Annotated in this window: 26 protein-coding genes and 1 pseudogene; 10 read left to right on the top strand and 17 right to left on the bottom strand. The window is 48.7% G+C overall.

What is annotated here, in order from left to right; all coding sequences use genetic code 11:
- Window positions 1-40: 40 nt before the first annotated feature.
- The 4 genes from I6L53_RS17180 to I6L53_RS17165 form a co-directional block, all read right to left on the bottom strand.
- A complete protein-coding gene (locus I6L53_RS17180) occupies window positions 41-691 on the bottom strand; it encodes a DUF4405 domain-containing protein (protein WP_084196664.1) in 651 nt (216 codons plus the stop codon).
- Between the two features lie 51 nt (window positions 692-742).
- Window positions 743-1,354 (bottom strand): flavodoxin, encoded by a 612-nt coding sequence (locus I6L53_RS17175; RefSeq protein ID WP_420914403.1) that lies wholly within the window; start codon window positions 1,352-1,354, stop codon window positions 743-745.
- Window positions 1,355-1,463: 109 nt separating this feature from the next.
- A complete protein-coding gene (locus I6L53_RS17170) occupies window positions 1,464-2,921 on the bottom strand; it encodes a heavy metal sensor histidine kinase (protein ID WP_042324761.1) in 1,458 nt (485 codons plus the stop codon).
- A 15-nt stretch (window positions 2,922-2,936) separates the two neighbouring features.
- The gene (locus I6L53_RS17165; RefSeq protein ID WP_042324759.1) at window positions 2,937-3,617 is read right to left on the bottom strand and encodes a heavy metal response regulator transcription factor; all 681 of its coding nucleotides are present in this window, start codon (window positions 3,615-3,617) and stop codon (window positions 2,937-2,939) included.
- Window positions 3,618-3,903: 286 nt separating this feature from the next.
- On the opposite strand from I6L53_RS17165, the gene I6L53_RS17160 reads away from it, so the two are divergent.
- Complete coding sequence (locus I6L53_RS17160; protein WP_232231111.1) at window positions 3,904-4,929, top strand: alpha/beta hydrolase; 1,026 nt, start codon at window positions 3,904-3,906, stop codon at window positions 4,927-4,929.
- Between the two features lie 187 nt (window positions 4,930-5,116).
- On the opposite strand, the gene I6L53_RS17155 is transcribed toward I6L53_RS17160, so the two are convergent.
- From I6L53_RS17155 to I6L53_RS17130, 6 genes and pseudogenes are all read right to left on the bottom strand, one after another.
- Window positions 5,117-6,319 (bottom strand): multidrug effflux MFS transporter, encoded by a 1,203-nt coding sequence (locus I6L53_RS17155; protein WP_042324755.1) that lies wholly within the window; start codon window positions 6,317-6,319, stop codon window positions 5,117-5,119.
- Window positions 6,320-6,474: 155 nt separating this feature from the next.
- A pseudogene (locus I6L53_RS17150) lies at window positions 6,475-6,855 on the bottom strand (putative zinc ribbon protein).
- A gap of 175 nt (window positions 6,856-7,030) precedes the next feature.
- The gene (locus I6L53_RS17145) at window positions 7,031-7,600 is read right to left on the bottom strand and encodes a YagK/YfjJ domain-containing protein (RefSeq protein WP_042324753.1); all 570 of its coding nucleotides are present in this window, start codon (window positions 7,598-7,600) and stop codon (window positions 7,031-7,033) included.
- A 196-nt stretch (window positions 7,601-7,796) separates the two neighbouring features.
- On the bottom strand, window positions 7,797-8,390 hold the full coding sequence (locus I6L53_RS17140) for a hypothetical protein (protein WP_042324751.1): 594 nt from the start codon (window positions 8,388-8,390) through the stop codon (window positions 7,797-7,799).
- A 95-nt stretch (window positions 8,391-8,485) separates the two neighbouring features.
- Window positions 8,486-8,692, bottom strand: coding sequence for a helix-turn-helix transcriptional regulator (locus tag I6L53_RS17135; protein ID WP_022650305.1), 207 nt, complete (start codon window positions 8,690-8,692; stop codon window positions 8,486-8,488).
- Window positions 8,693-8,799: 107 nt separating this feature from the next.
- Complete coding sequence (locus I6L53_RS17130) at window positions 8,800-9,378, bottom strand: YagK/YfjJ domain-containing protein (protein ID WP_042324750.1); 579 nt, start codon at window positions 9,376-9,378, stop codon at window positions 8,800-8,802.
- A 415-nt stretch (window positions 9,379-9,793) separates the two neighbouring features.
- On the opposite strand from I6L53_RS17130, the gene I6L53_RS17125 reads away from it, so the two are divergent.
- Entirely contained in the window at window positions 9,794-10,711 is a 918-nt protein-coding gene (locus I6L53_RS17125) for a hypothetical protein (RefSeq protein ID WP_042324748.1), read from the top strand.
- 217 nt (window positions 10,712-10,928) lie between these two features.
- Here the strand turns inward: I6L53_RS17125 and I6L53_RS17120 are convergent, their stop codons facing one another.
- The 4 genes from I6L53_RS17120 to I6L53_RS17105 all read right to left on the bottom strand — a co-directional run bounded on the left by I6L53_RS17120 (window position 10,929) and on the right by I6L53_RS17105 (window position 14,984).
- Window positions 10,929-11,960 carry a phosphotriesterase family protein gene (locus I6L53_RS17120; RefSeq protein ID WP_042324746.1) on the bottom strand — a complete coding sequence of 344 codons (1,032 nt, stop codon included), beginning with the start codon at window positions 11,958-11,960 and terminating at the stop codon, window positions 10,929-10,931.
- Entirely contained in the window at window positions 11,960-12,925 is a 966-nt protein-coding gene (locus I6L53_RS17115) for a DMT family transporter (protein WP_042324744.1), read from the bottom strand. The genes I6L53_RS17120 and I6L53_RS17115 overlap by 1 nt, the downstream gene beginning before the upstream one ends.
- Window positions 12,926-12,991: 66 nt before the next feature.
- The gene (locus I6L53_RS17110) at window positions 12,992-13,753 is read right to left on the bottom strand and encodes a glutamine amidotransferase (protein ID WP_042324742.1); all 762 of its coding nucleotides are present in this window, start codon (window positions 13,751-13,753) and stop codon (window positions 12,992-12,994) included.
- 22 nt (window positions 13,754-13,775) lie between these two features.
- Window positions 13,776-14,984, bottom strand: a complete 1,209-nt coding sequence (locus I6L53_RS17105) for a PfkB family carbohydrate kinase (protein WP_042324741.1) — start codon at window positions 14,982-14,984, stop codon at window positions 13,776-13,778.
- 383 nt (window positions 14,985-15,367) lie between these two features.
- Between I6L53_RS17105 and I6L53_RS17100 the strand changes: the two genes are divergently transcribed.
- Window positions 15,368-16,084: a FadR/GntR family transcriptional regulator gene (locus I6L53_RS17100; protein WP_042324884.1), complete on the top strand. Its 717-nt coding sequence runs from the start codon at window positions 15,368-15,370 to the stop codon at window positions 16,082-16,084.
- A 1-nt stretch (window position 16,085) separates the two neighbouring features.
- Window positions 16,086-16,823, top strand: a complete 738-nt coding sequence (locus I6L53_RS23665) for an IclR family transcriptional regulator (RefSeq protein WP_042324739.1) — start codon at window positions 16,086-16,088, stop codon at window positions 16,821-16,823.
- Window positions 16,824-16,965: 142 nt separating this feature from the next.
- Here I6L53_RS23665 and I6L53_RS17080 read toward each other — a convergent pair whose 3' ends face one another.
- The 3 genes from I6L53_RS17080 to I6L53_RS17070 are packed head-to-tail and all read right to left on the bottom strand — an operon-like array spanning window position 16,966 to window position 20,386.
- Window positions 16,966-18,087 (bottom strand): CaiB/BaiF CoA transferase family protein, encoded by a 1,122-nt coding sequence (locus I6L53_RS17080; protein ID WP_042324736.1) that lies wholly within the window; start codon window positions 18,085-18,087, stop codon window positions 16,966-16,968.
- Complete coding sequence (locus tag I6L53_RS17075) at window positions 18,087-19,241, bottom strand: CaiB/BaiF CoA transferase family protein (RefSeq protein ID WP_042324734.1); 1,155 nt, start codon at window positions 19,239-19,241, stop codon at window positions 18,087-18,089. Before I6L53_RS17075 ends, I6L53_RS17080 begins: the two co-directional genes overlap by 1 nt.
- 2 nt (window positions 19,242-19,243) lie before the next feature.
- Window positions 19,244-20,386, bottom strand: coding sequence for an extracellular solute-binding protein (locus I6L53_RS17070; RefSeq protein ID WP_042324731.1), 1,143 nt, complete (start codon window positions 20,384-20,386; stop codon window positions 19,244-19,246).
- A 266-nt stretch (window positions 20,387-20,652) separates the two neighbouring features.
- Here I6L53_RS17070 and I6L53_RS17065 point away from each other — a divergent pair, with 266 nt between their 5' ends.
- Genes I6L53_RS17065 through I6L53_RS17040 form a run of 6 tightly spaced genes read left to right on the top strand, consistent with a single transcriptional unit; the run spans window position 20,653 to window position 25,401 of the window.
- Window positions 20,653-21,663: an L-rhamnose/proton symporter RhaT gene (locus I6L53_RS17065; protein ID WP_042324729.1), complete on the top strand. Its 1,011-nt coding sequence runs from the start codon at window positions 20,653-20,655 to the stop codon at window positions 21,661-21,663.
- Window positions 21,664-21,679: 16 nt separating this feature from the next.
- The gene (locus I6L53_RS17060) at window positions 21,680-22,735 is read left to right on the top strand and encodes a Gfo/Idh/MocA family protein (protein WP_042324727.1); all 1,056 of its coding nucleotides are present in this window, start codon (window positions 21,680-21,682) and stop codon (window positions 22,733-22,735) included.
- Between the two features lie 19 nt (window positions 22,736-22,754).
- Window positions 22,755-23,624: an amidohydrolase family protein gene (locus I6L53_RS17055; protein WP_052425422.1), complete on the top strand. Its 870-nt coding sequence runs from the start codon at window positions 22,755-22,757 to the stop codon at window positions 23,622-23,624.
- Window positions 23,625-23,672: 48 nt separating this feature from the next.
- Window positions 23,673-24,575, top strand: a complete 903-nt coding sequence (locus I6L53_RS17050; protein ID WP_042324725.1) for a dihydrodipicolinate synthase family protein — start codon at window positions 23,673-23,675, stop codon at window positions 24,573-24,575.
- 19 nt (window positions 24,576-24,594) lie between these two features.
- Complete coding sequence (locus I6L53_RS17045; protein ID WP_198034315.1) at window positions 24,595-24,927, top strand: L-rhamnose mutarotase; 333 nt, start codon at window positions 24,595-24,597, stop codon at window positions 24,925-24,927.
- Window positions 24,928-24,948: 21 nt separating this feature from the next.
- On the top strand, window positions 24,949-25,401 hold the full coding sequence (locus I6L53_RS17040) for a MaoC/PaaZ C-terminal domain-containing protein (RefSeq protein ID WP_042324723.1): 453 nt from the start codon (window positions 24,949-24,951) through the stop codon (window positions 25,399-25,401).
- Window positions 25,402-25,414 lie beyond the last annotated feature (13 nt).

Below are 25,414 nucleotides of genomic sequence, written 5' to 3'. Positions count from 1 at the left end.
GTCAGGCTGACGCCAGCCTGACAATTCTGTCAGTTAACATCTATTGGGGTGACATCGCATTGCATTTTCTAAATATAAGAAACCAAAGCAAAAGGCGCGTCATTAATGCAAATAAAACAATAATGGCCAGGTAGCGGAAATAAAAAACAAGGGCAGATTCATCGTAATCGAAAAAGGAAAAATCGACCTTTATCAGCAAATAATCGAGATAGTCCGTGTTCAGTAATCCGTACAATCCCAGTAGTGCGATGAGCGAAAAAACACCTGGCATAATGATATTTGCAAGGTGTGAGTTGCCGGATATGCTCAGGATCCGGCAGAAAAACGTTGCCAACATTTTCCAGTGCAACCCGATATGCAGCGCCAGAATGAGCATTCCCCAATGGACCGACGTCATGTGTACTTTTCTGACCCAGTTCGCCGGGTTGTGGAACGGTAGCGCCAGAAGAATATGTCGGGACAGCATCATGCCAGAGATAATAGCGCTCAGGATAACAACGAACGTCACTGCGTTAATGACCCTGTTAACTCTCTGCATGGTTAACGGAATATTCGGTGACAGTGACCATAGTCGATGTCGGTTAAGGTATAAATGCAACATGATGAGCAGCGTAAAAATAATCCCCGCCCATTCATGTACGATTTCACCGTGAAGGTGAAATCCCATCAGCACCAGCAGAAGTAACGTCATCAGCGTATCCTGCATGACCTGGAAAATATAAATTTTCTTCATGTCGATGGATTAGCGCTGTGGCTGAACTTGTTTTACCCATTGCTCAACCTGCGCGGGTACGTCAGGGCCTGAAACATCATTGCGCGAGATTGCTAGCGCACGAGTGACTAATCTGGCCTGCGGCTGCATGCGGGCTATCTGTCGCAGGGAGTCGGCTAACCGGCTGCCGCCATGGGTGGTAAAGGGAATGACCGTTTTACCGGCAAAGTCATTTTGCTCAAAGAGGCTATATATCACCATTGGCATGGTATACCACCAGATGGGATAGCCAACGTAAATGGTGTCGTAATCGCTAAGATCGGGGAGTGGAGTTTTGAGTGATGGTCTGGCGCTAGTTTGCTGTTCCTTTTCGGCAAAGCGTAACAGTGCATCATGCTGACGAGGGTAGGGGGTAGCGGTTTCAATACGAAACAGGTCACCGTCAGTCTGCTTCTGAATCAGTTGTGCAACAAACTGCGTGCTGCCGGTCTCCGGCGTATTTTTTTGCAATACGCTGGCCCCGGAAATACCGTCCACGGCATCGGGCTTCATTTCCTCGGGCTGGGAAAACCAGATAATCAGCGTGCGGGACGGTGTGGATGAATCCTCTGCGGCGAACGCGGGTTGCCCTAAAAACCCCATAACTATCATCGCCAGAAACCCGCTAAATACCTTTCTTATTCTCACTGTTTCCTTCCTTTAATCAGCCGTTGTGAGTCTTAGCAGTGATTCTGGCGCAGGTAGCCTGACATCAGACTGACGGTTCTCTGACAATTTTGTCAGCGGGCATAGAGGGAAGACGCTCTGACATGGGTTCCTTTGTGCGGATAGGGTCAGGCTGTTTAGCAAACGTTAGCCCAAAGGTATTGATACCGTTCTCGCTCCTGGCAAAGACATCCCCCCGGTGCATAATGGCGACGGCGCGTACGATCGACAGGCCCAGCCCATGGTGGGTATCACTTCTCGCCCGGGAGGTATCAACGCGATAGAACCGCTCGAAAAGTCGGTGTAAGTGCACTGGTGCTATTGGATCGCCCGGGTTTGAAACCTCAACACAGACTTGATGGCCTTTATCGTTTAATCGCACCGTAACCGTGCTATTGGAGGGTGAATGCCTTGCGCTGTTTTCCAGTAAATTAGCCAGTGAGCGGTGGAACAGTCGCCGATCGATGTGCGCGGTGACATCTCCCTCTACATCCAGATAAAGCTGTTTTTCAGCAAAAGAAGGCTCTACATATTCCGCTGTTTTCAGGGTTTCTTCTCGCAGGGACACCTTAGTCAGCTGGGACGCATGTTCACCCGCGTGGGCATGGGACAGGAACAGCATGTCGTTAACGATCGACGTCATGCGTTCGAGTTCTTCCAGATTGGAACCCAATAACTCTTCCAGTTCATCCTGCGAGCGTCGGCGCGAGAGACCCAGTTGTGTCTGACCAATAAGGTTTGTCAGCGGGGTACGGAGTTCATGCGCAACATCGGCGTTAAAGCTGTCGAGCTGACGCCAGGCGATTTCCTGACGTTCTAACACGCCATTAAATGATGACGCCAGTTGCTGCAGTTCTTCGGGCAACGCATGGGTGTTCAGGCGCTGTCCATGGTCTCCCGGTGCAAGATGCTGGGCCTCTTTACTGAGTGCTCCAACGGGACGAAGACCGATCCTTGATACGATGTATCCCAGCAAGGCGACAATCACGACGCCCAGCGCGGCTATGATTAACAGCGTCCGGGTGAAGGCATTTAGTGTGCCCATATACGGCGTGGAGTCGATGGCAACGATATAGCGCAGCTCAGGCCTTTCACCGTTGGCGGGGATCGTTTTCACTAACAGAAACAGCGAGCAGGCACCTTCCGATGCGCCGGGCACTTTATTAAAGCCTTCCTGTAAAGAAGGCCACTCAACACCCACAGGCGGTGTTCCCCCCATGCTAAAGCGTGGGTTATCGCTCACTATCCAGTAGCGAACGCGTTCACCTTCAGAATTGGTTAATACGGTGAATTTATTGGCCAGCGTAGACCAGCCGTCAGCCGAGGTTCGGGCAGTGATCCACGGGCTCATTAATGATTCGCGGAACAACAATTCGTTGTGCATCTGCTTTTGCAAAGAGTCATGCAAAGAGCTTCTGAGCAGGATGCCGATGACGGACACAATCAGCAGCGCGGATAAGGCAAACATCAGCGCCAGGTGAACGGAGATGGAACGCTTAAGCATACATATCCCCTTCATTTATTCGGACCGGACTTCGAGGACATAACCCATGCCACGAACGGTATGTAATAGTTTGACGTCGAACGGCGCATCCACTTTGGCTCGCAGACGTTTAATGGCCACTTCAACCACGTTGGCATCGCTGTCAAAATTCATGTCCCATATCTGCTCCGCAATCATCATCTTTGACAGAATCTCCCCCTGATGCCGGGCCAGAAGGCTCAACAGGGAAAACTCTTTCGCGGTCAGTTCCAGTCGCGTTCCGGCGCGAAATACGCGACGAGCCAGCAGGTCGAGATGCAGATCGTGAATTTGCAACTGGGTGATGTCCACGCCATCCGTAGAACGACGACGCACCAGGGCCTGAATACGCGCCACCAGCTCAATAAGCGAAAAGGGCTTGGGCAGATAATCATCCGCGCCAAGGCGAAGCCCTTTAACGCGTTCATCGACCGAACCCCGTGCCGAGAGCATCAGCACCGGCGTCTGTTTGGCTGCTCGCACACCCTCGAGCACCCGGTAGCCATCTATCCCCGGCAGCATCACATCCAGTATTATCGCGTCGTAGTCGAACTCCAGCGCGTAATGAAGACCTTCAGCTCCGTCTGCAGAGACATCTACCGTAAATCCGGACTCGTTCAACGCACGGTTGAGATAGGTTGACGTTTTTTCTTCATCTTCGACTAACAACAGGCGCATAACGGGACTTCCTCGTAACTTTTCAATGATGCTTCAGTACCTGAACAATCCTGTTACTGAGACCATTCTGCCTTCTGATTGCCAACATAAAGCTGACAGTTACCTGACAGCGTTGTCAGAAACACTTATCCATCCCAGCCCATTAACTGACAAAAATGTTATTTTCCTGTCACGATGCTGACAGCCCTCTCCGCCTAACCTGAGTCTGCAAATTTGATTCCGCGAGCCTGAATAATCAGGCCGACACTCATCGGGAGAGACCATGAAATTCACGCTTATTAGCGCAATGCTACTCACGGCAATGGCCGGGGTGACCTCAGTCAATGCGGCTGATTACAAACAAAACCCTTTCACACTGGCCTATGACGGTGCCATCTCCGAGAACGTCAAAGGCAAAGTCAACATTCATCCGGTAAAATACGATCTGCATGGCATTCAGATTGCCGCAAATGTCTATACCCCTGCTAACTACGATCCCGCCAAAAAATACCCTGCGGTGGTGGTTGCACATCCCAATGGCGGCGTAAAAGAACAGGTCGCCGGGTTGTATGCCCAGCGTCTCGCCGAACAGGGCTACATCGCTATCACCGCCGATGCGGCTTATCAGGGGGCCAGCGGCGGAATGCCACGCAGCGTGGATAAACCTGCTAATCGCATCGAAGATATCCACGGGATGGCTGACTACATCAGCCAGTATCCTGGTGTCGATACCGCCCGCCTCGGTCTGCTTGGCATTTGCGGTGGTGGCGGTTATTCACTTGTTGCTGCCGAAACAGACAAACGGTTCAAATCGATTGCAACCATCAGTATGTTTAATTCAGGACTTGTGCGCCGCAACGGTTTTCAGAATTCACAGCTGGATAGTATCCAGCAGCGCCTTCAGCAGGCTTCTGACGCACGAGTTCAGGAAGCAGCCGGAGGCGAAGTGCTTTACTCCGGCGATGCCAACCTGACTGATGAACAGATTGCTAAGTTACCTTTTGCCTTATATCGCCAGGGCTACGAGTACTACTGGAAAACCCACGCGCACCCGAACTCCACGTTTAAATACACCACCAGCAGTCTTCTGGATTTGATGAGCTTTGACGTAACGGACCATATCAATCTCATCAATAAACCATTGCTGATGATTGCCGGTACAAAAGCGGATACGCTCTATATGACTGAAGATGCGTTCGCTAAAGCGACCGGAACGAAGGACAAAGAACTCTTCCTGATCGACGGCGCTACCCACATTGAGACATATTGGGTGCCTGAATACGTTGACCAGGCGATGCAAAAGTTAGACGTCTTCTTCGATAAAAATATTTAGTGAGTCTCTGATGACACCCCAGCCGCGCAAGCTGGGGTATGCCTATCCGCTGTAGTCAGTTTCCGCTGTATTTCACATTGCATATTCACGCGATATATCCAGATTAACGAAGTTGCGGTTAAAGATAATTACGCAGCCTGAATAGGCTCTATGAGCTAAATTCATAAGCGGGGCGGATGTGTGGTAGTCATTTTTTTAGTTGAAAGGTCAGAGCCATCAAGGCGCTGGCTGCTGTAAACAACGCAATTATCCAGCCCATCGTCCAGGGTGTGCCATCACTGAACAGGGCAAGAAGCAATGAAGAGATGATGCCGCTGCCGTATTGTAATGCCCCCATTAGCGCCGATGCGGAGCCAGCCACATTAGGCACTGCGTCCAGAGCGCAAGCCGTGGATGTCGCCGCGATGATGCCATTCATTGAGAAGAACACGAATACTGCACCGACAATCACGGTAATTCCGCCCACACTCAGGCCGGTGGTGACCGCCAGCACTATTGCGGCAATAGTGGCGATGAATACGGCGCTCCTAAGCAACGCTTCCAGTGGATAGCGGTGAACCAGACGTCTGTTGACCATGCTCACCGCCATCAATCCAACAATGTTTACTGCAAACAGCCAACCGTAGTGCTGCGGATCAACGCCGAAGTAAGTGATGTACACAAACGGGGAGCCGGTGATAAAGGCGTAGGCTGCAACGTAGTAGAACGTCAGGCATAACGTAAAACGCATGTATTTGGCGTTAGTTAGCAAGGCATAGTAGTTTTGGAAAGCTTTGGTTACGGAGGTTTGTGAGCGTTTTTCGGCATGTAATGTTTCTGGTAACCAGAATAAAGACATCAGCATTAATGTTCCGATAATCGCCAGCAGCCAGAATATGGCATGCCACGAGGTGACTTTAATCATCTGCCCGCCGATCAAGGGCCCGGCAATCGGCGCGATAGCCATGATGATCATCAGTGTCGAAAGCATTTGTGCTGCGCGAGTGCGGCTAAACAGGTCACGGATCATTGCTCGTGCCAACATCGGCCCAGTACAGGCACCTAACGCCTGAAAAACACGCCAGAAGACTATTTGCACGATATCCGTTGATAACGCGCAGCCCACCGAGCCGACGATGAATAGACCTAAGCCGATAAACAGCGGCAGTCGACGACCATAACGATCACTAATCGGTCCCCAAATCAGTTGTGCAATGCAAAAACCGATAAGGAACCCTGTGATTGTCAGCTCTGCGTTACCCTGTAAATCCTTTGCCATGACCGGCATAGCCGGAAGATAGATGTCGGTTGATAAAGAGGTAACAGCCATTAGGGCGCTCAGAATGAGCAAAAATGATAGACCAGTTTTTTTTACTGTAGTTGAGTGAGTTCGTGCTTGTTGATTAAGCATGGTGATCCGTTGAGCATGAAGAGATAGGGGGGATGTTAACGGGTTTGTGCTCGCTGATAATCACAGGCAGGAGGATTGGGACTATGAGTGATATTCATTAATCGAAAAGATCAGTGCAGGTTTTGTGAAGTCAACGATAAGCAGTGTTCTCATCGTTAGGCCTCTTCCGGCATATGGCTCAAGTCGCCAGTACCACATGACACGCAATAACGTTCACCGTGGTAATTGTTGCCGCAGTCGCTACAGTGCCAGTCAGTCCTGAGTATCACGGGTTGAGCATCCGCCACGTAATGGCGCAACTTAAGAATTCGTCTGGCTGCCTTTGCATCAAGATTTGCATAAAGCATTTTCGCCGCCCTCTGTCAGTGTGTTGGTTACTGTTCAAAGCACGGGCGTTCGGTGATGTATTCAGGATGGTATTGCAGCACGCTACCGCAGAGGTGGCAGGTATAACGATCGTAAGGGGCGGTCTGCGCAGAACGGGCACCGGTCAGACGACCATTCCCGTCGAAAGCGATAAAGGATTTTGCGTACATAGTATTGTTCCTTACCGCCAGACAACACACAGGCGTCAGCCGTCCCGGTACGGGCAGCGTGGTCAGGGTGTGAATGGCGGGTCAGTTAAGAAGTATCAGAAGGGGAGTAAGTCTGCGTTAGCAGTCGTTTCTGTCCGGCGGTTGTCACACTAAGGCGTTGTGACGTAAAAAACTCTCAGAGACTACGTCGTGGCCGACCTGTTGGTGGGCGGGGTGGAACTTCGTTGCAACCAAACAACGGCATCCCCTCTTTTTGTTGAATTTTGGTCATATACACCAGTACCTGCTGGATGTTGGTGATACTGTCTGGATCGCTGTAACGTACCGGAATGTTGATATTGGCCTCGTAATGCTCTTTAAACTCACATCGGTGATACCAGCCTTGCCGGTTAGTTATATCGCTCCAGTACAAACCAGCTTGCTGCGCCCAGGGATAGGTATTCTGAGTTTTACTACCATCCAGCCAGAACACGACATGAGCATGGTAGTGGTGGTCTTCTGTCCATTCGATAACCCAGAAGAAACCGACCACCGCTTCGAGTTGCATCATACGGTTCATCAGCTTTCGGATATCCCATTCGAGTTGCCGGTGATCCCGCAGGAAAAACTTAGCGGTATGATCCTGGTAAAACAGATCTGTTCGTAGTGCCAGCAGGCAGGAATAGCGCTCTACCAGTTTGTCAATATGGTTGTTCAGGAGTGACTGTAAAAACCAGTCTGTCTCCCATCGTTGTTTGTTTTGCATAGGATGATTTTCTTTAGTGCTGGCGAGGACCAGTTGGTGGAAAGCATCAGGCCTTCAGGAAGGACCATGGCTGGGGGAACTGCATGGATTGAGGAATGGTTATAAAAAGGGAGTGCCTATTAATTATATTAATTAACCTAAATTAATTTCCACTCCCCAATGGCCCTCAAATTCCTTGCATGACTATGGATGAAGCCTAATTCAGTGGTTCCGCTGTCGTCCGCCATGCAAAGCAGACATATTCATCCATCAGACTGGTCAGCGCAGGGTTTTCAGCCTGCCGGTCATTGATCCAGATATCCATCTCCTTGTCTTTTTTGAACCTAAGGTTGTCGGTCCAGTCATCAAGGCAATTACCCAGCATCAAATCGTACCAGCACAGCCAGACCAGCTTCAGACACAGCTCACTACCGCCGAACTGGCGGAACAAACTAATGAGCCTGTTTGCCAGAGGACGCTGTTTTAAACGCACGCACTCAGACAGCAAAATCCCCTCCAGCATGGGATGGTGAGCCAGCAGATGCTCCTGGGTAAATAAACTGACGCTCAGGTCATCATTAACAGTCAGTGGGGCTGCTGCTCTGCCATAAATAATCCGGTGCAGGCACTGGGGGACAACAGCAATAACCTCTTCCTCTCCCGGAAACTTAAGGCTGCCAACCGTCAGGGTATGATGATGGTAGATATTCTGATGGCACATACCCGACCTGACCGTCAGCTTCGTAAAATCAGTCAACCAGACTTGATAATATTTATAAAGTTCTTCGTAACGAGGTTTGTAATCTTTCATTGTTCATATTCCTTCTGGCTTTAATGACAGACAGCAGAAAACTTCCGAACGAGTCGGATAGTTATTTTCTTGCCGGGGGTTAGGTCAGAGTGGTGTTATTTACGGGACTGGTTAATACGTTCCTGAAGCCAGTTTTCTACTTCGCTCTTTAACCAGCGAGAACTGCGCCCCAGTTTGACTGGTTTGGGGAAGGCACCATCTTGAATCAGCTTATAAAACCATTTATCTGTAAGCCCCGTTAGCTTCGTGATGAACCGCATATCCACCAGTTGGTCATCGAGCAAAGAAATTTGTTCTGTCATGATGCTGTCTTCCATTGTGGGATTATCCTGAGCTGGTGGTTGATCGCTCGTTACCACCAGCCCTTCCACATCAATGGATTGATACGTAAAAAAGTGCAGAACGTAAGTTACAACGTGCGAGGACGCCCCAGTCCACTGGGGGGCGGTACCTCACTGGCTCCGTAGTAATAGTGACCGTGCTTTTGTTCTTCTTTGGCAAGGTAGCTGATGATGTAGCGCAGGTTATCGATGGCTTCGGTATCACCGTAGTTCACCGGCCTATCAATACTGACTTCATAAGTGGACTTGTATTCGCAGCGGTTGTAATAGCCTTCTCGTTGCGTTATTTCCCGCCATATTGTTCCTACTCTCTCAGCTATTGGGTAGGTAGCCTGATTAAGGTGCCTGTCGAGATAGAACACGATATGGGCATGGCAGCCGTGGTCTGCAGAGTTCTCAAGTACCCAGAAATGTCCTGCCAAATTTGTATGTTGCAGGGTGCGTTCAATCAGTACACGTACTTCTCGCTCGGTATCGTTCCATGAATAATGTTTATAGCGCTCTGTACCTTTCTGATAGAACAGGTCGAGTCTGAGTGCCTGTATTCGGGAATATCGGTTCAGTAGCTGATTTAAGTGGTCATTGAGTAGAGACAGCAGAAACCAGTTCATCGTGTATCTGGAATTAAAAGGGTAAGGTATGTGCATTGATTTATCCTTTGTCGGGTGGAGTACAAAGGATTGGAATGAGATGTAATTTTTAAGAGAAGCAGGGATACGGCAGATAAAGGGAACTGTGTATCCCGGGTGATACAGCAGGGTTGCTTGTTAGGGGAAGGAACTATGAACAGGGTGGTATAGAAACAGGGAGTACCCCTTAATTATACTAAAAACCCAAATGTTCATATTTGCTGTTGAACGATTCTAATGAGGTGAACAGAGGAGATTCGAAGAGTACAAACCACAGGAATAATGCAGTAATAAGTCAGAGTATTATCACAACAAAATCAGCAGGATATCAGTAAGAAATCAGTCATTATTCAGGTTTGTGACTCGACTCCACCACACAAAAAGCTACTCATGCTAATCTGTTTTTGGGAGTCAGAAGCAGAGGGAAGAGACGATGTTGCATTACGATATGATCCGTTACGAGATCATGTATATAAAAATGCTTGGTGCGCTTTCCAACACTGATTACTCCTTACAGTGGAGTACTTATGATTCGCCGGATCAGTTTCGACGTTTAATCTCTGAGATCCTTGAACGGCATTTCCTGGGCGATCAGGACAGGATCAAAGCTGGCCGGAAAACTCTTAAAAAATGGGCTGAGTTGCTACTGATTGATAAAGATTATTTTGATTGTTTCAAAGGTACACCAAGAGCATTTTGGTTTGCTCACCATTATATTTTTGAATATCCAGTATTACCTGCAGGGTTGGCACTAGGTGGTTTGGGGGATGGCTTTGATTGTTCAGGTGGTTTTAATTCTCTTTTACTGGACGATAATATCTTCACAAATCTTGATTTCGCTAATTTGAATATCGACCTGGACGGTATTGATTGGGACCTGATAAAAAATCCACAGGCAACTGCTTCAAAAAAACCGAAACGTGTTTTCTCCCGATTTTATCTGAACGCGGGAGCAAGTACCGATCTGTACAACCCTACTCCGGTAACTGAGCGTGAACTCATCAATGGTGTGATGAGTTACATTGATGGAGCTCCATGCTCACTTGGAGATAAGATCTCTTATTTTAAAAAACTACATAAGCGCTGGCTTGAGCAATACGATTTTTTTCTGACAGACTTTGACTGGATGTCACGTGATGATGAAACTCAGTTGGTATATCTCTGGGACTATCTCAAAGGAAAAGAACGAATAGCAGGCTATCTTCGCCCATATAACACGTCTATGCGTTATGACATGATTATTGCGGCTATAGATGTGTGGAACGTCCAACCTGAAGAGAAGCTGGAGTTTATTGAGAAGATGAAACATGCCTGGCAGTCATCAAAATCTTATCGGAGATCCGCTAAATAGCGTTGTGATCCCAGTGGTTTGTAGGTCTGATTTCTCAATATAGTGATGAATCTGAGTAGATCCAGGGTCTTCTATCTATCTCTCTCTTTGTCCCGTTACGTACAGAGCACATACTTGTGAAAGAGTAAGCGTATAGCGGGAACCGTATTGACTCTCTTTTCATTAAGATCAATGGCGGAAATGCAGCCCGTACGTCGTCCGGGCTGCCGGGTTATTGTCAGGCCAGGAGATTTGCCGGATTATCAACACAAAGTTTTTTAACTGACTTCGCATCAACCCCGCGACTGGACAGATAGCCCAGGAAGACGTTTGGCACAAATCCCCATCCGTTCCCTCCATTTTTTGCCCACATTTGTTTCAGGAAAACATCGTGACTTAATACGAGCTGATCTCCATACCCCAGTTCAATGAGCTTGCTGACGGCATCGGCTGTTTCCTGTACCCCTGGCGCCACGCCTTCTTTCGGAAACGTAATGTCGAGCCCAATCATATCAAACTCTAACCAGACTCCCCTGTCGAGCATACGGCGTTGATAATCAAGATCCTTTCCGGATGGATCTGAATGAGCCAGGGAAACTTTCTTCGGGGAGACTCCCATTTCTCTCAAAACGATATCCAGAACCTCATCTCCACGCCTTAACCATCCAGGCATGTGAATATTGATTGAAACGTCCGGATTGTCTTTCCAGGCCAGTGAGGCTGCCCGCAGACCGTTTTTCTCCGCATCAGTAAATTCTGGAGAGACACCGATTTCGCCAATCATTCCTGCCCGGATATCCGTTCCGTCAATCCCTTCGTTCAGTTCACGATCAATAGTCCGGGCAAGAATGTCCACTTGCTGATGAAGCTTTTCTCCTTCGAATTTTTCAAGGTACGGGCCAGAAGAGGCGACAATGTTAATACCTGTTCGGCGGGCAACTTCATAAAGCGATAACGGGTCGCGGCCAATCGACGCAGAGCCTGTGGCATCGACAATGGTTTTACCCCCCAACGCCATGAAGCTTTTTATCTCCTCAATGACATCTTCAATTTCCTTTTTACTCATATTATCAGCGCAGCAGTATGGATCGTGCTTAAGTGCCCACTGTTTCTCTGCGCAAACGCAGGAGCCAACGATCTGCTCAGACCAGCTATAAAAAGGCTTATCAACGACAGAAGACAGGTCATTAAAGAGATGCTCATGTGGCAAAGTTAAGCCCATCTCTTCCTTAGGTATTGAACCGGTAACGGTCTGCAAATAACCTTTCATTATTGTGCCTCCGCTTTCGCCAGCCGCGCATGTTTGAAGTCGGGGATGGTGGTGACAATCGCCCCTACAAGGGCAAATACCGTACCTACAAGGGTGACAAAATAGACGGTATTGCCAAGTGCCGGAATCAGTACATCAATAAGCACTGACCCAAGTAGCTGTCCGGCGGTGGAGGCCACGCCCAGCATCAATAATCCCAGTCCACGAACCAGAATCGCCATCAATCCAATGGACATCAGCCCCAGTGGTCCGCCGAGGTACATCCACCATGTATCAGGCAACTGGAAGCTGACGTGACCAAGTGAGATTCTGACGAGAAGGGCGATACCCAGAACAGTAAAACCGACGATGAAATTCCAGGTGATTGATACCAGCATCGATCCAGTAGCTTCCGCGACTTTCGCGTTACCTGCAGGTTGCCATCCTGCGAGTAAACCTGCCATAAATGGCAGAATGGCCAGAAGGATAAACGACGTGGAACGCCACTGAGGAGAAACCACAAACACCGTAGCGACAACGGCGAAAATGGCTCCGATAATCCGGTAAGAAGTGAAGTATTTTTTCTCGCTAACCCCAATACCAAATCGGTCACACAGTAAACCAGAAAGAATGAGTGCCGAGATTAACGCTGTTTGAAAAGTTGCCACGCCGAGCGCGCTGGCGGATGCACCTTCAGAAAACACCACCATTGCCCCACACAGGCCAGCAAACCAGTTCCATAGCGGTATTTTCCGCTGCTTTATCAGCGAAGGAATAGAGGCAAATTGCTGACGGGTCTCTTTTTTGGCCATGATGATAAAAAACATCACGACTAAACCACTGGCGAAAGAAATAACTGCGCAGGCATTTCCATCGTTGAGCCAGTGACCCAGTTCGCCATTAACAGCAGACTGCATTGGAGAAAGTGTACCTGCAAGAATTGTTGCAAGCATCAGCAAGGGAACAGAATATTTGCTTTTGTTCATAAGTCCATCCTGTATATTAATCAGTCAGGAATGGGTCCGAAGATATAAGCTTCTGACCCGTTATTATTAACTGCTGGCGATATAATGCAGAATGTTTAACCACATCGGGGTGTAATATTTCCAGTTTAGAAACTCATGACTACCCCAGTGCGGTGAACAGTCACTCATAAAACAGGCTGTCCTGCCGTTTTCAAAACGTCCATAAACAAGGAGAGGGTCGTTATTGATAGTTAATGCAACAGTTGCGTTTTCTTTTGCCACTGCTTTGTTATAACCCAGAAATATGGGCCAGTCGGAGAAACCTAAGACTGTTTCATGCTCATGCTCAACCGGAGAGGCATACACTCCGGCAGGTTTTTCGATACGATCATCACCATCAGGCATAATTACCGGAAGAACTTCAGCTAACACGGTATTTTTATAATTGGCTTTGGCTTCAATCCCCATAAACGAAAGGTATCCGCCTATCATTAATAATCCACCGCCATTTTTGACATACTCTTTTATCATATCCAGCGCGTCTGGTTTGATTTTGGATTGATAAAATGTTTCATTTTGCAGAAGGAAAGTGTTACTGCCGATATCGCTAATGACGATGGCATCATATTGCTCCAGTTCTGCCTGCTCTTGCGGGAAGGAAATCTGCACCTGATGAGCTGGCATATAAGTTACGGAGACGTTATTTTTGCGTAAATTTTCCAGTAAAAATGTTGCGCCTTCTTCATATTTACTTGATGTAAAACTGTCGTATCCTTTTGAGTGAATCATATGGATATGCCATGACTCACCAATAAACAGGATTTTTAAGTAGGAAGTCTCTGCGATCATGTTAGGTTCCTTTATGGTTTATTTAATAAATTTCCTGACGATACTGCGTTGTTTTTATTCGATGCAGAACAGCCTCGTTATCCGGCATATTCGAGGCATTAGCAGTTTCAACAGCCAGTGATGAAAATGCTGTTGCGTAGATTAATGCATTCTCTAATGAGCACTCTCTTGCAAGCTCTGATGCAAGAGCTCCATTAAATGCATCACCGGCACCAGCTGTGTTCTTCACCACCGCAGGAAAAGCCGGAGAAACAATGAACCTTTTGCCGTCATAGGCCACGGAACCCTTTTTGCCAAGGGTAATAACGACATTTTTCACCCCTTTTTTATTAATTGCTCTTGCAGCTTCCATTGCAGATTTATTATCAGTTACAGAAATGCCTGTGAGTAATCCAGCTTCAGTTTCATTGGGCGTCAGATAATCCAGACCATCCAGGAAATGATTAATGCATGAATCATAAGGTGCCGGATTTATAATGACAGGTATGTTATTTTTCTTTGCTAGTTCAATAGCTCTCGCTAAAGCCTCTGTATTGGTCTCGAGCTGTAATAGTAAAATATTGGATCCAGCTATAGCGTCTTGCTGAAGGGAAACTTCATCATGTAAAAATGTCATATTGGCTCCAGGGAAAATCGCTATTATGTTTTCACCTGTTGTCTCATCAACAAGAATGGAAGCGGTGCCTGTCTGAACCTCTTGTGATTTATAAATGACAGGTTTTTTTATGATTGATGCATTGATAAACGAACTGGCGTACTCACTAAAATGATCGGAGCCTATTTTAGTGATAAAGGTTACATTAGCATCTGCATAGCTGGCTGCAAGAGCCTGGTTACACCCTTTCCCTCCCGGAGAGAAGATTAATTTACCAGAAAGTAATGATTCACCTGTGTCTGGAAGCCTCGGAAGATAATTTATAATGTCAACATTAAACGAACCCAAAACACAAACGTTATTTATCATGACAGGAGGGCCCTTTGTTATTGTGTCGAGTGAATCACCTGATTCAAGGACATGTATGATTTCGTTTTTGGTGACGCTATCAAGAGAACTAATATCTATATAAGCACCACCATGACAGCGATTTAATAATCCTCTCTGGGAAAGCTCATTCAGATCTGATCGAATTGTTTCTTTCGTCACTTTTAAGTGTTCAGAAAGGGCACTAACACGAACGAATCCTGCTGAGCTGATCAGTTTAATTATTTCATGATGGCGCTCTGTTTTCATACGTCACCTCACTGAGATCAAATATAATACTCCTGTTATTTAGGGATGTGATAGTATCCGTAAAATTGTTCGCAAAACCAAAAAAAAGCAAAAAAAAGTAAAGGTTATTCACCTTATCCTGGTGATTATAGGTATCTTTACTTGATTTGTTAGTTACGGCGGGTTGGCTGGCATATATTGTTGCGATTGTAAAAATAAACTTATACCGCTGTTAGAGGTTACCCCCTGGCTTTAGCAACTCTTAGTAAGTTCTGTATGTTTTCATCTCTGGTCAGATACATGATGGTTGTGTGCGAAGTAATGATGGACATCAAGTTGTTGCACAAAAAACAAAGCTAACGTAAATTCAAGGATGTGAACTTTGTCTGCATATGGGAAAAGCCATGGATGTGACAGCACTCAAGAAAACTACCCTTACCGAGCAGATTATGGAGCAGATTGCTTCGCAAATTACTTCCGGAAAGCTCAAGCCCGGCCAGCGCCTGCCGAACGAGCGAGCTATGGGGGAGATGTTCAACGTTACGCGCAGTCGGGTGCGTGAAGCGCTGCGCGCATTATCGCTGATTGGGCTTATCGAAATAAAACCCGGCGATGGCAGCTATGTCTGCGAAAACAAACCGCAGCTTCCCGAAGAGACGATGACCTGGATCTTCCATAAAGAGATTCACAACCTTGATGAAATCTATGCTGCAAGAAAGCTGATAGAAGAAGAGGTCTATCTCACCGCGATTAGCGTAGTAAGTCATGATGACCTTATTCGCTTTCAGGCCTTAATTGACCAGATGGCGGAGTTGATTGCCGGGGACGGTAAGCCGGAAGCCTACCATCAATTGCTTGATGAATACGATCTCTTGATGGGCCGTCTGTGCGGCAACCAGATCTATGACAAGTTGATGCAAACCATTGTGATGCTGCGTAAGGACTTCTCGCGTAAATTGCTTAACGCCGACGGGGCGATGGCGCACAGCTTTAAGCTGAGGTTAAGTATTCATGAGGCTTTTATCCTGCGGGATAAAGTTCAGTTGCGTAAAAATCTGAAGTCCTTCTATCAGTCTTCGCGCAAATTCTACGATCACATTGCGGATAATAAAGACAAATAAAATGGCCAGGGTTAAATCTGCTGAGAGAGCCTTCCGTCTGCTGGAATTGATTGCCAGCCATCGGGAGGGTTTAAGCTTTACTGAGCTGCAAACCAACCTCGATATTCCCAGAAGCTCCGCTCATAGTCTGATTCAGGAGTTTATCGATAACGACTATCTACTGTATATGCCAGACACGCGCTTATATCATGCGGGTCTGGCGCTGATAAAAATAGCCGCCAACTGCATTGAAAGCACCGATCTGGTCCGCGACTTGCGGTTGCTGACCGCATTCTTGAGTAAACGGCTGGGAAAAACCAGCCACGCAGCGATTCTGGACGGCAGGCAGGTGGTTTATCTGGCGAAAGCGCTTGCCCAGGACGACCTCTCATTGATGCGACATATCGGCAATCATCTCCCGGCGCACTGTACCGCAGTCGGTAAAGTGCTGCTGAGCCAATTCAGTGATGAGGAGATTATGCGGCTTTATGGGGAAACGCCGCTTGAGAAAATGACGGTTGATTCAATTGGGACGTTGCCGGTATTGCTTGCTGAATTAGGTGAGGTGCGCCGGCAGGGATACGCGATTGAGCAACGAGAAGCCAACGAACGCGCGGCGTGTATTGCTCTGCCTATTTATTCTGGCGCAGGAAAAATGGTCGCGGCGTTTAGTGTGACCGCTTTTGCCTACGAGTGGGAGTCGCTGGTGCTTGATGATGTGCTGGCGGTGATGAAAGAGTGCCGCATACTGGCGCAATAGCGACAGTTTCAGCATATCGTCGAATCCCCCCGGAGGCGATTGTGTATCTGTCCGGGCTACCTGCACATAGAAATCTGCGTCCCCGTAGCCCGGGCAAGGAGCTTGCGCCGCCCCCGGGGGAAGAGCGCAGGGTGTAGCCGAATCACCCCAGATTATGAGCACCAAGCGGTGGTGCGCCGAGGGCGCTTGTGAAGATCTCACCGTCGATTTTTATCGGACAGCGTGTGGTTTGCAGTGTCTTTCCACTTTTTAACCGAACTTCCTGCAGCATCTTCAGCGCCTGAAAGCCTTCGCTGGCAATTAATTGCTGCCAGTCCATCACCTGAGCGCACCAGATATCCTCCGCTTCCAGAATGCTTAACCACTCCTCGCTTTTCTTATGTCGCAAGTGTTCCAGCAGAACTCGTTTGATCTCGTCCCGACGGTTGAACCACTCCTTTGGTTCGTTAAACTCAAGCAGCGCCGGGCAGGCCAGCAGGTTACCCAGAAGCGGAACAGGTGCCATTGCCAGCGCGATAAAACCATCGGCGGTAGGATAGATACCATAGGGTGCGGAAATATAGGCGTTGGCATTATTGACCTCACTTCTGACCGGCGGCTGCTGGCCATCGTTCAGCCAGGTAGTTAAAACTTCAAACTGCAGGTCGAGGATGGTATCCAGTAAACTCACCTGGACCAGGCATCCGCTACCGCTGCTGGCCCGCTGTACCAGCCCGGCCATTAATCCCTGAACCAGATACTCTCCGGCGAAAATATCGCAGACGGAAAGGCCGAATGGAAGCGGGGGCTGATCCTTATCGCCGTTGAGCCAGCACAGCCCTGAAAGCGCCTGTACCAGCAAATCCTGGCCCGGACGCGAAACCCAGGGACCGCTATCACCGTAGCCGGAAATTTCACCGTAAACCAGGCCTGGATTGATTTCCCGCAGCGCTGCATAATCCAGGCCGAGGCGCTGTGAGACGCCGGGGCGGTAATTAAAGATAACCACGTCGGCCTGCTCCAGAAGGGGCCGTAGGGCACTTTTTTGCTCCTCGTCCTTGAGATTCACGGTGATGCTTTTCTTATTGCGATTAATCGCGTGGAACAGCGAGCTGTCACCATCAATCTGCAGCTCAGAAATATAGAGCTTACGACAGATATCACCGCCGTCCGGATTCTCAATTTTGGTTACGTTAGCACCTAAGTCGGCGAGTCGAAGCGCCGCCGAGGGGCCAGAAAGAAACTGGCTGAAATCCAGCACATTAATGCCTGTAAGTGGTTTCATCAATCAGCCTCCGCTAAGTGAAAGTCGGCCTGAATCTGCGCTGTATTTGCTCCTAACACTGGCGCAGGGCGGGAAGATGAGGTGCGCTTGCCATTGAAGCGCAGCGGCGATTTCAGCATCGTGATCGTTTTGCCGTCATCGAGTCGGACATCCTGAGTCATATCCAGCGCGCGGAATCCCTCGCTTGCCGTCAGCGTTGACCAGTTACTCACTTCGGCACACCAGTAGCCCGCTTTTTCGAGCCTTTCCAGCCAAAAAGAGGCGCTTTCCGCAACCAGAATCCCGGCAATCACCTGCTTAATCTCATCCCGACGACTGAACCATTCGTTCGGTTCGTGGTATTTGGTTAGGGCTGGGGAGCCCAAAATTTTGCCAAGCTCAACCACCGAGCCCATGGCGAGTGCGATATAACCTTTCCTGGTTGCATAAATGCCGTAGGGCGCGGCGAGGTATGCATGAGCGTTATTGTCCGCGCTACGGCAGGGGGGCTGGTGTCCATCGTTAAGCCAGGTGGTCAGAACTTCAAACTGCATGCTGAGCAGTGACTCCATCAGGCTGACTTCAACCCGCCCACCAAGCCGGGTTTTGCCGCGGCGGATCAGGCAGGCGAGGATCCCTTCCACCAGATGTGCTCCGGCGAGCGAATCAGCAACCGACAGCGCAAAGGGCGTCGGTGGCTGGTCCTTGTTGCCGTTTAGCCAGGTGAGCCCTGACATGGCTTGCACCAGCAGATCCTGACCGGGCTTTTTAACCCAGGGACCCTCGGTACCGTATCCGGTGACAGATGCATAGACCAGTTGTGGGTTGAGTCGACGGGCTTCTTCATAGCCGAGACCGATTTTGTCCATCACGCCAGGGCGAAAATTTTCGATAAGAATATCGGCCTGGGCGATCAGCTTCTTAACGTGCGCCAGCTCCCGAGGCTCCTTCAGATTGGCGATGAAACTCTCTTTACCACGATTGATAGTATGAAAAAGCAGGCTGTCGTTATTGATCCACTGATTGTTAAGACTCAGGTTTCTGCTCGCATCTCCGCCCCCGGGACGTTCCACTTTGATGACCCTGGCCCCCATATCCGCCAGGCGCAGTGCAGCGGAAGGCCCGGCCAGAAACTGACTGAAATCCAGTACTACTAAACCTGTTAAAGGAAGCATAGCTACTCCATTAAGCCGCGTGATGTTTGATAAAGCGCGTTCATGCTGGCGAAAACGGCGCTGCTGTTGCCACCGTTCATAACATATTCCCGTACCAGATCGCCTGCATGATCCTGAAAGTTCAAAAATCCGCTGTAGCGTGGACGTTTAGCCGAGCGGTCAAGAGTGGGAAGGGTGTCGGCGAAGAAATCCAGGCTGCGGCGGTTCACTTCATCATCAAGCCAGGCCCCACGATGTCCCGGTTGGCCGCCATTATCAAAGAACAGTGTTTTTTGTACTTCCGCTGAAGCGGTATAGCTGGCATAGGCGAGAGCCGCTTCTTTATGCTGGCATTTTGCGGAAATCGCCAGGCCGGTTCCACCGAGTACGGTTTTCAGCGGTTCGCCGTGCCAGGAGACAACGTCTGTTGCTTTCAGCAGGTGACGGGCATATCCGGCGCGGGAATAGTTTGAATAACCATAAGCGAAGGGGCAGTAGCTCCAGTCATCGCGGGTCGAAAGAAGTTCGTGAACGGCGATAGGATCGTAGTCGAAAATCTCTTTCGAACAGTAGCTGGCCAGTTCGCGCAGCGCTTCAAGCGCTTCGATACCGGTGTCGCGGCTGGTGATATTCTGTTCATCAAACCAGGTACCGCCTCGGGTGGCGCAGAGCATCAGGAAGTCCATCAACAAGTTGATCGGGATCCCGGCGTAGATGACTTTTCCGCTCCGCGCGAGGGCGAGCAGGTCTTGCCAGGTTTCCGGTAGTGCGAATTGACCCTGTTGCAGGTGATCCGGGCGATATACGGCGACGGGCGTTGCCGCATCGATAGCCAGAGCGCTCTGAAAACCGTTAAAAAGATAGCTTTCATGAGAACCGCCCACTGAATTTGCTGCCTGATCGTCAAGGTAAGCTTTTGGTAAATAGTCCTGAAGAGGCAAAAGAATCGCTTTCTCCGCGACGAACCCCGCCCACGGATGGTCAATAACCAGCAGGTCATAAAGTCGCGCCAGTTCATCCAGATCTCCATCGGCAAAGGCCTGCAATGAACGCTTTTCCCACACAATTTCGACATCAGGATTCAGCTCGCTAAACCGCTGCGCGGTGGCCACTACGGATGTAAATCCACGGCTATGACCCCAGGTAATGCCCCTCAACGTCACCATAAGAACTCCTTTTTGTAATGAACTTCACATAAAATTGGTACTACCGCACTACCATTGAGTCACAGCTACTGATACTTTTGTAGTCAGATTAGGTGAAATTGTGATCGACATTGAAAAAAAATAATTGATTAATTTTTTCGGTTGACCATAAAAAAAACGAGGATTAGTTTTCAGTTAGTTTCTATCTGTGGTCATTAATTCACATATATGAACAATGGAGTAAGGATGATTCTTGAATACATAATCTAATTAACAGGAGAAGCTCTATGCTAGCGGGATTTTTTGTCTTGATGATCGCTTGTATGTTCCAGGGAAGCTTTGGTCTTGGTATGAAAAACTATCGACCATTTTCCTGGGAAGCCTTTTGGGTGATATTTTCCATCATTGGTATATTGATAATTCCTATTGTCTGGACGTGGATTGAAGTTCCGGGATTTTTTAAATATATACTGCTTACCCCTGGCTGGATTTTAGTTATCGCTGCTGCCTGCGGTTTTCTTTGGGGAATAAGCGCTATCTGGTATGGCAAAGGTATTGATAATATCGGTATGTCTCTGACTGTTGGGATCAATACCGGCGTGGGATGTTCTCTCGGTTCATTAATTCCACTATTTATTCTTAATAAAATTCCGCCCGCTAATTCATTAAGCTGGCTGCTGGCTGGAATGGCGGTGATGCTTATTGGCGTAGGGGTGATTACTAAAGCCGGTATTCTTAAAGATAAAGAATCAAAACAGGATGCGTCGCGGGTAAAAAATGACAAGTTCGTCAGCGGCTTGCTCATGGCGCTGGCTTCCGGGTTTGGTACCGCAGCAATGAACGTTGGTTATACCTACGCCAGTCGGGCCAGTGCTCTGGCTGTGGAGGATGGTATCAATCCGGTCAGTGCCAGCCTGATCGCCTATGTCATCGTTTTTGCATCCGGTGGCTTTATTTCTAATATCGGTTATGCGCTGTGGGTGCTGAGAAAAAACAATACGTTTAGTGATTTTGCCCGGTCAGGTTCCTCCTTTGCATGGTTTAAGGCGTTGTTAACAGGGGGGATTTGGTTTGCTGCGCTAGGCTTATATGCCAAGTCAACCGCGCTGCTGGGTGACCTGGGGCCGGTGATCGGCTGGATAGCGTTCTTGTCAGGGGCGCTGATTATTTCCAACGCCTGGGGTCTGAAAACGGGTGAATGGCAAGGCTATGAAAAACCGAAAAAAGTTATGCTTCTGGGTAATGTAATTTTGGTTCTCTCCGTCGTTATCGTCGGATATGCCAACGGATTAGCTTAAAAAAGAGGATAAAGAAATGACAACGCAACTGGACATGCCGCAATACAGTAAACCTGTGGTCATTATTGGTGCGGGCGGGATCGTCACCGACTCACACTTGCCTGCTTATCGTAAAGCCGGGTTCCTGGTTCTCGGTTTGTATGACCGTGATTATCAAAAAGCGCAAAGCGTGGCCAGCCAGTGGGATATTCCTCATGCCTGCCAGACGCTTGATGAACTGATCGAACTTGCGCAATCTGAGGGCTGTGTATTTGATATTGCCGTACCAGCCTCTGAGATTTTGCCGATCCTGCAAAAATTACCTTCCGATGTCGGTGCGCTGATTCAAAAGCCGATGGGTGAATCTATCGAACAGGCGAAAGCGATTCTTGATTGTTGTCATGAGAAAAATATTACCGCTGGCATTAATTTCCAGCTGCGTCGTGCCCCCTTTATGATCGCAGCAAAAAAAATGATTGATGAAGGCTTGCTGGGGGATATTCATGATGTCGAAATGCGTGTTATTTGCCAGACACCATGGAATCTCTGGAAATTTTTATTCGAAAAGGAGCGCATGGAGGTCAATTATCACAGCATTCATTACATTGATGCGATTCGTTTCTTCCTTGGTGACCCGGAGTCCGTTTATTGCAAAACCATGAAGCATCCTAAAATGATGGAGCTGGCGCAAACTCGTTCATCGATCATCATGGACTACGGCGATGTCATTCGCGCCAATATTCATACGAATCACGGCCATGATTATGCCCCGGATAAACAGGAGTGTTTCTTTAAAATCGAAGGGACCAGGGGCGCGATTAAAATTCAGATCGGGGTTATTTTGAATTATCCACAGGGTGCAGACGATAAATTCGAATTTATCCTTGATGATGGTAAAGGATGGCAAACCTTACCTGTTGAAGGTACCTGGTTCCCGGATGCCTTTATTGGCCCGATGGCTGGCATGCAGTGCAAACTTGAAGACCCGAATTATGTCTGGCTTAACGACATCAACGATGCGTGGAAAACCATGTGTGTCGTTGAAGCCTGCTACCAGTCAAACGCCAGCGGTGCGACCGCGGTGAAATACTGATTATTACGGGAGGTCCGGCATGTTGCACATTACCGATACCCATCTTCACCTTTGGGATCTGTCGCGTTTTCGTCTGCCGTGGCTCAGCGCGGTTCCGGTGCTGAACCATGACGTTAGCTGGCAGGATTATCGCGCGCTGGTCGAGCAGGATACGTGGTGCATCGATCGTGCGGTGTATGTTGAAGTTGACGTTGCGCCTGAGCAGCGCGGGTTGGAAAGCCAGTTCTTGCGCGAGCTATGTGCAGACCCGACGAATTTTGTTGAGGGTGGCATTGTCTCGCTCGACCTGCAACAGTCCGGGGCGGTAGCGCGCTGGCTGGATACCGATGCATATCACCCGGCGGTGAAGGGCGTACGCCACGTACTGCACGTTGCCAGCCAACCGCCCGGAGCCTGCCTGACCCCTGACTTTATCAGTAATGTTAATGCGCTGGGCAACGCGGGACTCTGTTTTGAAGTATGCCTGCGTAATGAAGATCTGGCGGATGCAGTGGCGCTGGCCGAACGGACGTCAACAACTCTGGTTTTAAATCATATGGGTAATGTTGATAGCGTTCGCCTTGCGGAAGATGCCAGCTATGCGGCGAACTGGCGGCGAAATTTGCAAGCGTTGGCGCTGCAGCGGCATGTCTGGTGCAAAGTTTCCGGCGTCAATATTCCTGCGGGTAGTGATTGCAATGGTGTCCGCCCGGTTGTGGAGCAGTGTCTTGAGATGTTCTCCGCCGACAGGGTCGTTTTTGCCAGTAATTTTCCGGTCTGTTCGCTGAATACCGGGCTCGTCCCATGGGTCAACACACTTATACGCATTACTGATGCGCAGGGAAGCGCCTGGCAAACGCGTTTTTTTAGCCACAATGCGCAACAACTCTATCGGTTAAGGGAAGCATGACGCGAGGGTGTTTTTAACCGATATCTTTTAGAACATCAGGAGTGACACATGAGTACAACATTTAGCGGCATTATCCCTCCGGTTCCGACGTTGTTTGATGAGCACGAGCAGTTAGATCGGCTGGCTATGTCGAGGCTGATTGATCATCTGATTGCCAGCGACGTAGACGGTCTTTTCTTTCTCGGTAGCGCTGGCGAATTCGCGCATATGTCGGACAGCTTGCGCCAGGAAGTGATGCAGTTCTGTATTGAGTATGTCGCAGGCCGTAAGCCAGTGCTGGTTGGTATCTCTTGCCCGGGCACACAGGCGACAATTGAGTTTGGCCGTAAAGCGCTGGAGGCGGGAACGGATGGCGTTGTGGTTATCAATCCATGGTACAACCCGCTGGCTGAAGAGTACTTGTTCGAGCATTTCCGCTATATTGCTGAACAACTGCCGTTGCCCATCATACTGTATAACTTTCCGGCGCTGACCGGTCAGGCGATACCCGTCTCCTGTATCCAGCGACTGGCTATGGCATGCCCGAATATCGTAGGACTGAAGGATACCGTTGATACGCTAAATCATATTCGCGAGGTTATTCATGCCGTTAAGCCAATGCGGCCCGATTTTGCTGTGTTCTCCGGCTACGATGAATATCTGTTCGGTACCTTAATTTTAGGCGGCGACGGCGCGATCCCTGCCAGCGCTAACTTTGCCCCGGAACTGACCTGCGGTATTTATCAGCACTGGCGAAATGGGGAACTGAGTGAAGCCGTCGCTTTGCAGCAGCGACTTTCCTGGATCCCTCCGCTCTATGGCCTGGATGTGCCGTTTTATAATGTCATTAAATATGCGTTGCAGCTGACAGGTCTCGATGTACCGGTTAATTCATTGCGCCCAACCGGACCATTAACGGAAGAACGGAAAATTAAAGTTCGTGAGGTGCTAAAGCAAAGCGCCATTATCTAATAAATTTATGAGGGTTAATATGATGACTATCCAACGGTTCGGTGGTGTAATTCAGGTTAAACCAGAAAAATATGCCTATTATGCACAGCTACATGCTAATCCGTGGCCGGAAGTGAACGCCATGATTAAAGCCTGCAATATCTCTAACTACTCAATTTACTTTAAGGATGGCTGGCTATTTAGCTATTACGAATATCACGGCGATGATTATCAAAAAGATATGGCGAAGATGGCCGCAGATCCGGTTACCCAGCGTTGGTGGGATGAGTGTATTCCCTGCCTGACGCCCCTTGAAAGCCGAAAAGATGGAGAGCTGTGGGCATCAATGGAAGAGGTTTATCACCTGGAGTAACCGACTGTCGAGGTAAAAATTATGTTTATCGATAAATATTTCGAAGATTTCTCCCTGTCTGAGTGTCGGACAACAACGGGGCGTACCATCACTGAAAGCGATATTGTTATTCATGCCGGGCAGACCGGTGACTTTTATCCTCATCATATGGATGCTGAGTGGTGTAAAACTCAGCCTTTTGGCCAGCGTATTGCCCACGGAACTTTAACGTTTGCCATCGCCGTTGGGATGACGGCCGGAGTCATTAATTCTAAAGCCATGACTTATGGCTATGAGAAATTACGTTTTCCGCACCCGGTTTTTATTGGCGATACCCTGCGAGTCAATATATCTATTAGCGAAAAACGCGATCACCCGCGTAATGCAAAATATGGCTTTGTGACGGAAAAGCTCGAGGTCGTTAATCAACGCGATGAGTGCGTGATGGCGACGCAGCATGTGCTGCTGGTAGAAAAACGGGATTTTACGAATTAAATCAAAAGGAGTG

It is taken from the genome of Citrobacter farmeri, from assembly GCF_019048065.1.
GTDB classification, from domain to species: domain Bacteria; phylum Pseudomonadota; class Gammaproteobacteria; order Enterobacterales; family Enterobacteriaceae; genus Citrobacter_A; species Citrobacter_A farmeri.
This window is presented reverse-complemented; position numbering and strand designations above follow the sequence as displayed.

Excerpts from the sequence above, each read along its gene's own strand:
- I6L53_RS17180 (WP_084196664.1), bottom strand. The coding sequence starts at position 691 with ATGACGTTACTTCTGCTGGTGCTGATGGGATTTCACCTTCACGGTGAA.
- I6L53_RS17175 (WP_420914403.1), bottom strand. The coding sequence starts at position 1,354 with ATGGGGTTTTTAGGGCAACCCGCGTTCGCCGCAGAGGATTCATCCACA.
- I6L53_RS17170 (WP_042324761.1), bottom strand. The coding sequence starts at position 2,921 with ATGCTTAAGCGTTCCATCTCCGTTCACCTGGCGCTGATGTTTGCCTTA.
- I6L53_RS17165 (WP_042324759.1), bottom strand. The coding sequence starts at position 3,617 with ATGCGCCTGTTGTTAGTCGAAGATGAAGAAAAAACGTCAACCTATCTC.
- I6L53_RS17160 (WP_232231111.1), top strand. The coding sequence starts at position 3,904 with ATGCTACTCACGGCAATGGCCGGGGTGACCTCAGTCAATGCGGCTGAT.
- I6L53_RS17155 (WP_042324755.1), bottom strand. The coding sequence starts at position 6,319 with ATGCTTAATCAACAAGCACGAACTCACTCAACTACAGTAAAAAAAACT.
- I6L53_RS17145 (WP_042324753.1), bottom strand. The coding sequence starts at position 7,600 with ATGCAAAACAAACAACGATGGGAGACAGACTGGTTTTTACAGTCACTC.
- I6L53_RS17140 (WP_042324751.1), bottom strand. The coding sequence starts at position 8,390 with ATGAAAGATTACAAACCTCGTTACGAAGAACTTTATAAATATTATCAA.
- I6L53_RS17135 (WP_022650305.1), bottom strand. The coding sequence starts at position 8,692 with ATGACAGAACAAATTTCTTTGCTCGATGACCAACTGGTGGATATGCGG.
- I6L53_RS17130 (WP_042324750.1), bottom strand. The coding sequence starts at position 9,378 with ATGCACATACCTTACCCTTTTAATTCCAGATACACGATGAACTGGTTT.
- I6L53_RS17125 (WP_042324748.1), top strand. The coding sequence starts at position 9,794 with ATGTTGCATTACGATATGATCCGTTACGAGATCATGTATATAAAAATG.
- I6L53_RS17120 (WP_042324746.1), bottom strand. The coding sequence starts at position 11,960 with ATGAAAGGTTATTTGCAGACCGTTACCGGTTCAATACCTAAGGAAGAG.
- I6L53_RS17115 (WP_042324744.1), bottom strand. The coding sequence starts at position 12,925 with ATGAACAAAAGCAAATATTCTGTTCCCTTGCTGATGCTTGCAACAATT.
- I6L53_RS17110 (WP_042324742.1), bottom strand. The coding sequence starts at position 13,753 with ATGATCGCAGAGACTTCCTACTTAAAAATCCTGTTTATTGGTGAGTCA.
- I6L53_RS17105 (WP_042324741.1), bottom strand. The coding sequence starts at position 14,984 with ATGAAAACAGAGCGCCATCATGAAATAATTAAACTGATCAGCTCAGCA.
- I6L53_RS17100 (WP_042324884.1), top strand. The coding sequence starts at position 15,368 with ATGGATGTGACAGCACTCAAGAAAACTACCCTTACCGAGCAGATTATG.
- I6L53_RS23665 (WP_042324739.1), top strand. The coding sequence starts at position 16,086 with ATGGCCAGGGTTAAATCTGCTGAGAGAGCCTTCCGTCTGCTGGAATTG.
- I6L53_RS17080 (WP_042324736.1), bottom strand. The coding sequence starts at position 18,087 with ATGAAACCACTTACAGGCATTAATGTGCTGGATTTCAGCCAGTTTCTT.
- I6L53_RS17075 (WP_042324734.1), bottom strand. The coding sequence starts at position 19,241 with ATGCTTCCTTTAACAGGTTTAGTAGTACTGGATTTCAGTCAGTTTCTG.
- I6L53_RS17070 (WP_042324731.1), bottom strand. The coding sequence starts at position 20,386 with ATGGTGACGTTGAGGGGCATTACCTGGGGTCATAGCCGTGGATTTACA.
- I6L53_RS17065 (WP_042324729.1), top strand. The coding sequence starts at position 20,653 with ATGCTAGCGGGATTTTTTGTCTTGATGATCGCTTGTATGTTCCAGGGA.
- I6L53_RS17060 (WP_042324727.1), top strand. The coding sequence starts at position 21,680 with ATGACAACGCAACTGGACATGCCGCAATACAGTAAACCTGTGGTCATT.
- I6L53_RS17055 (WP_052425422.1), top strand. The coding sequence starts at position 22,755 with ATGTTGCACATTACCGATACCCATCTTCACCTTTGGGATCTGTCGCGT.
- I6L53_RS17050 (WP_042324725.1), top strand. The coding sequence starts at position 23,673 with ATGAGTACAACATTTAGCGGCATTATCCCTCCGGTTCCGACGTTGTTT.
- I6L53_RS17045 (WP_198034315.1), top strand. The coding sequence starts at position 24,595 with ATGATGACTATCCAACGGTTCGGTGGTGTAATTCAGGTTAAACCAGAA.
- I6L53_RS17040 (WP_042324723.1), top strand. The coding sequence starts at position 24,949 with ATGTTTATCGATAAATATTTCGAAGATTTCTCCCTGTCTGAGTGTCGG.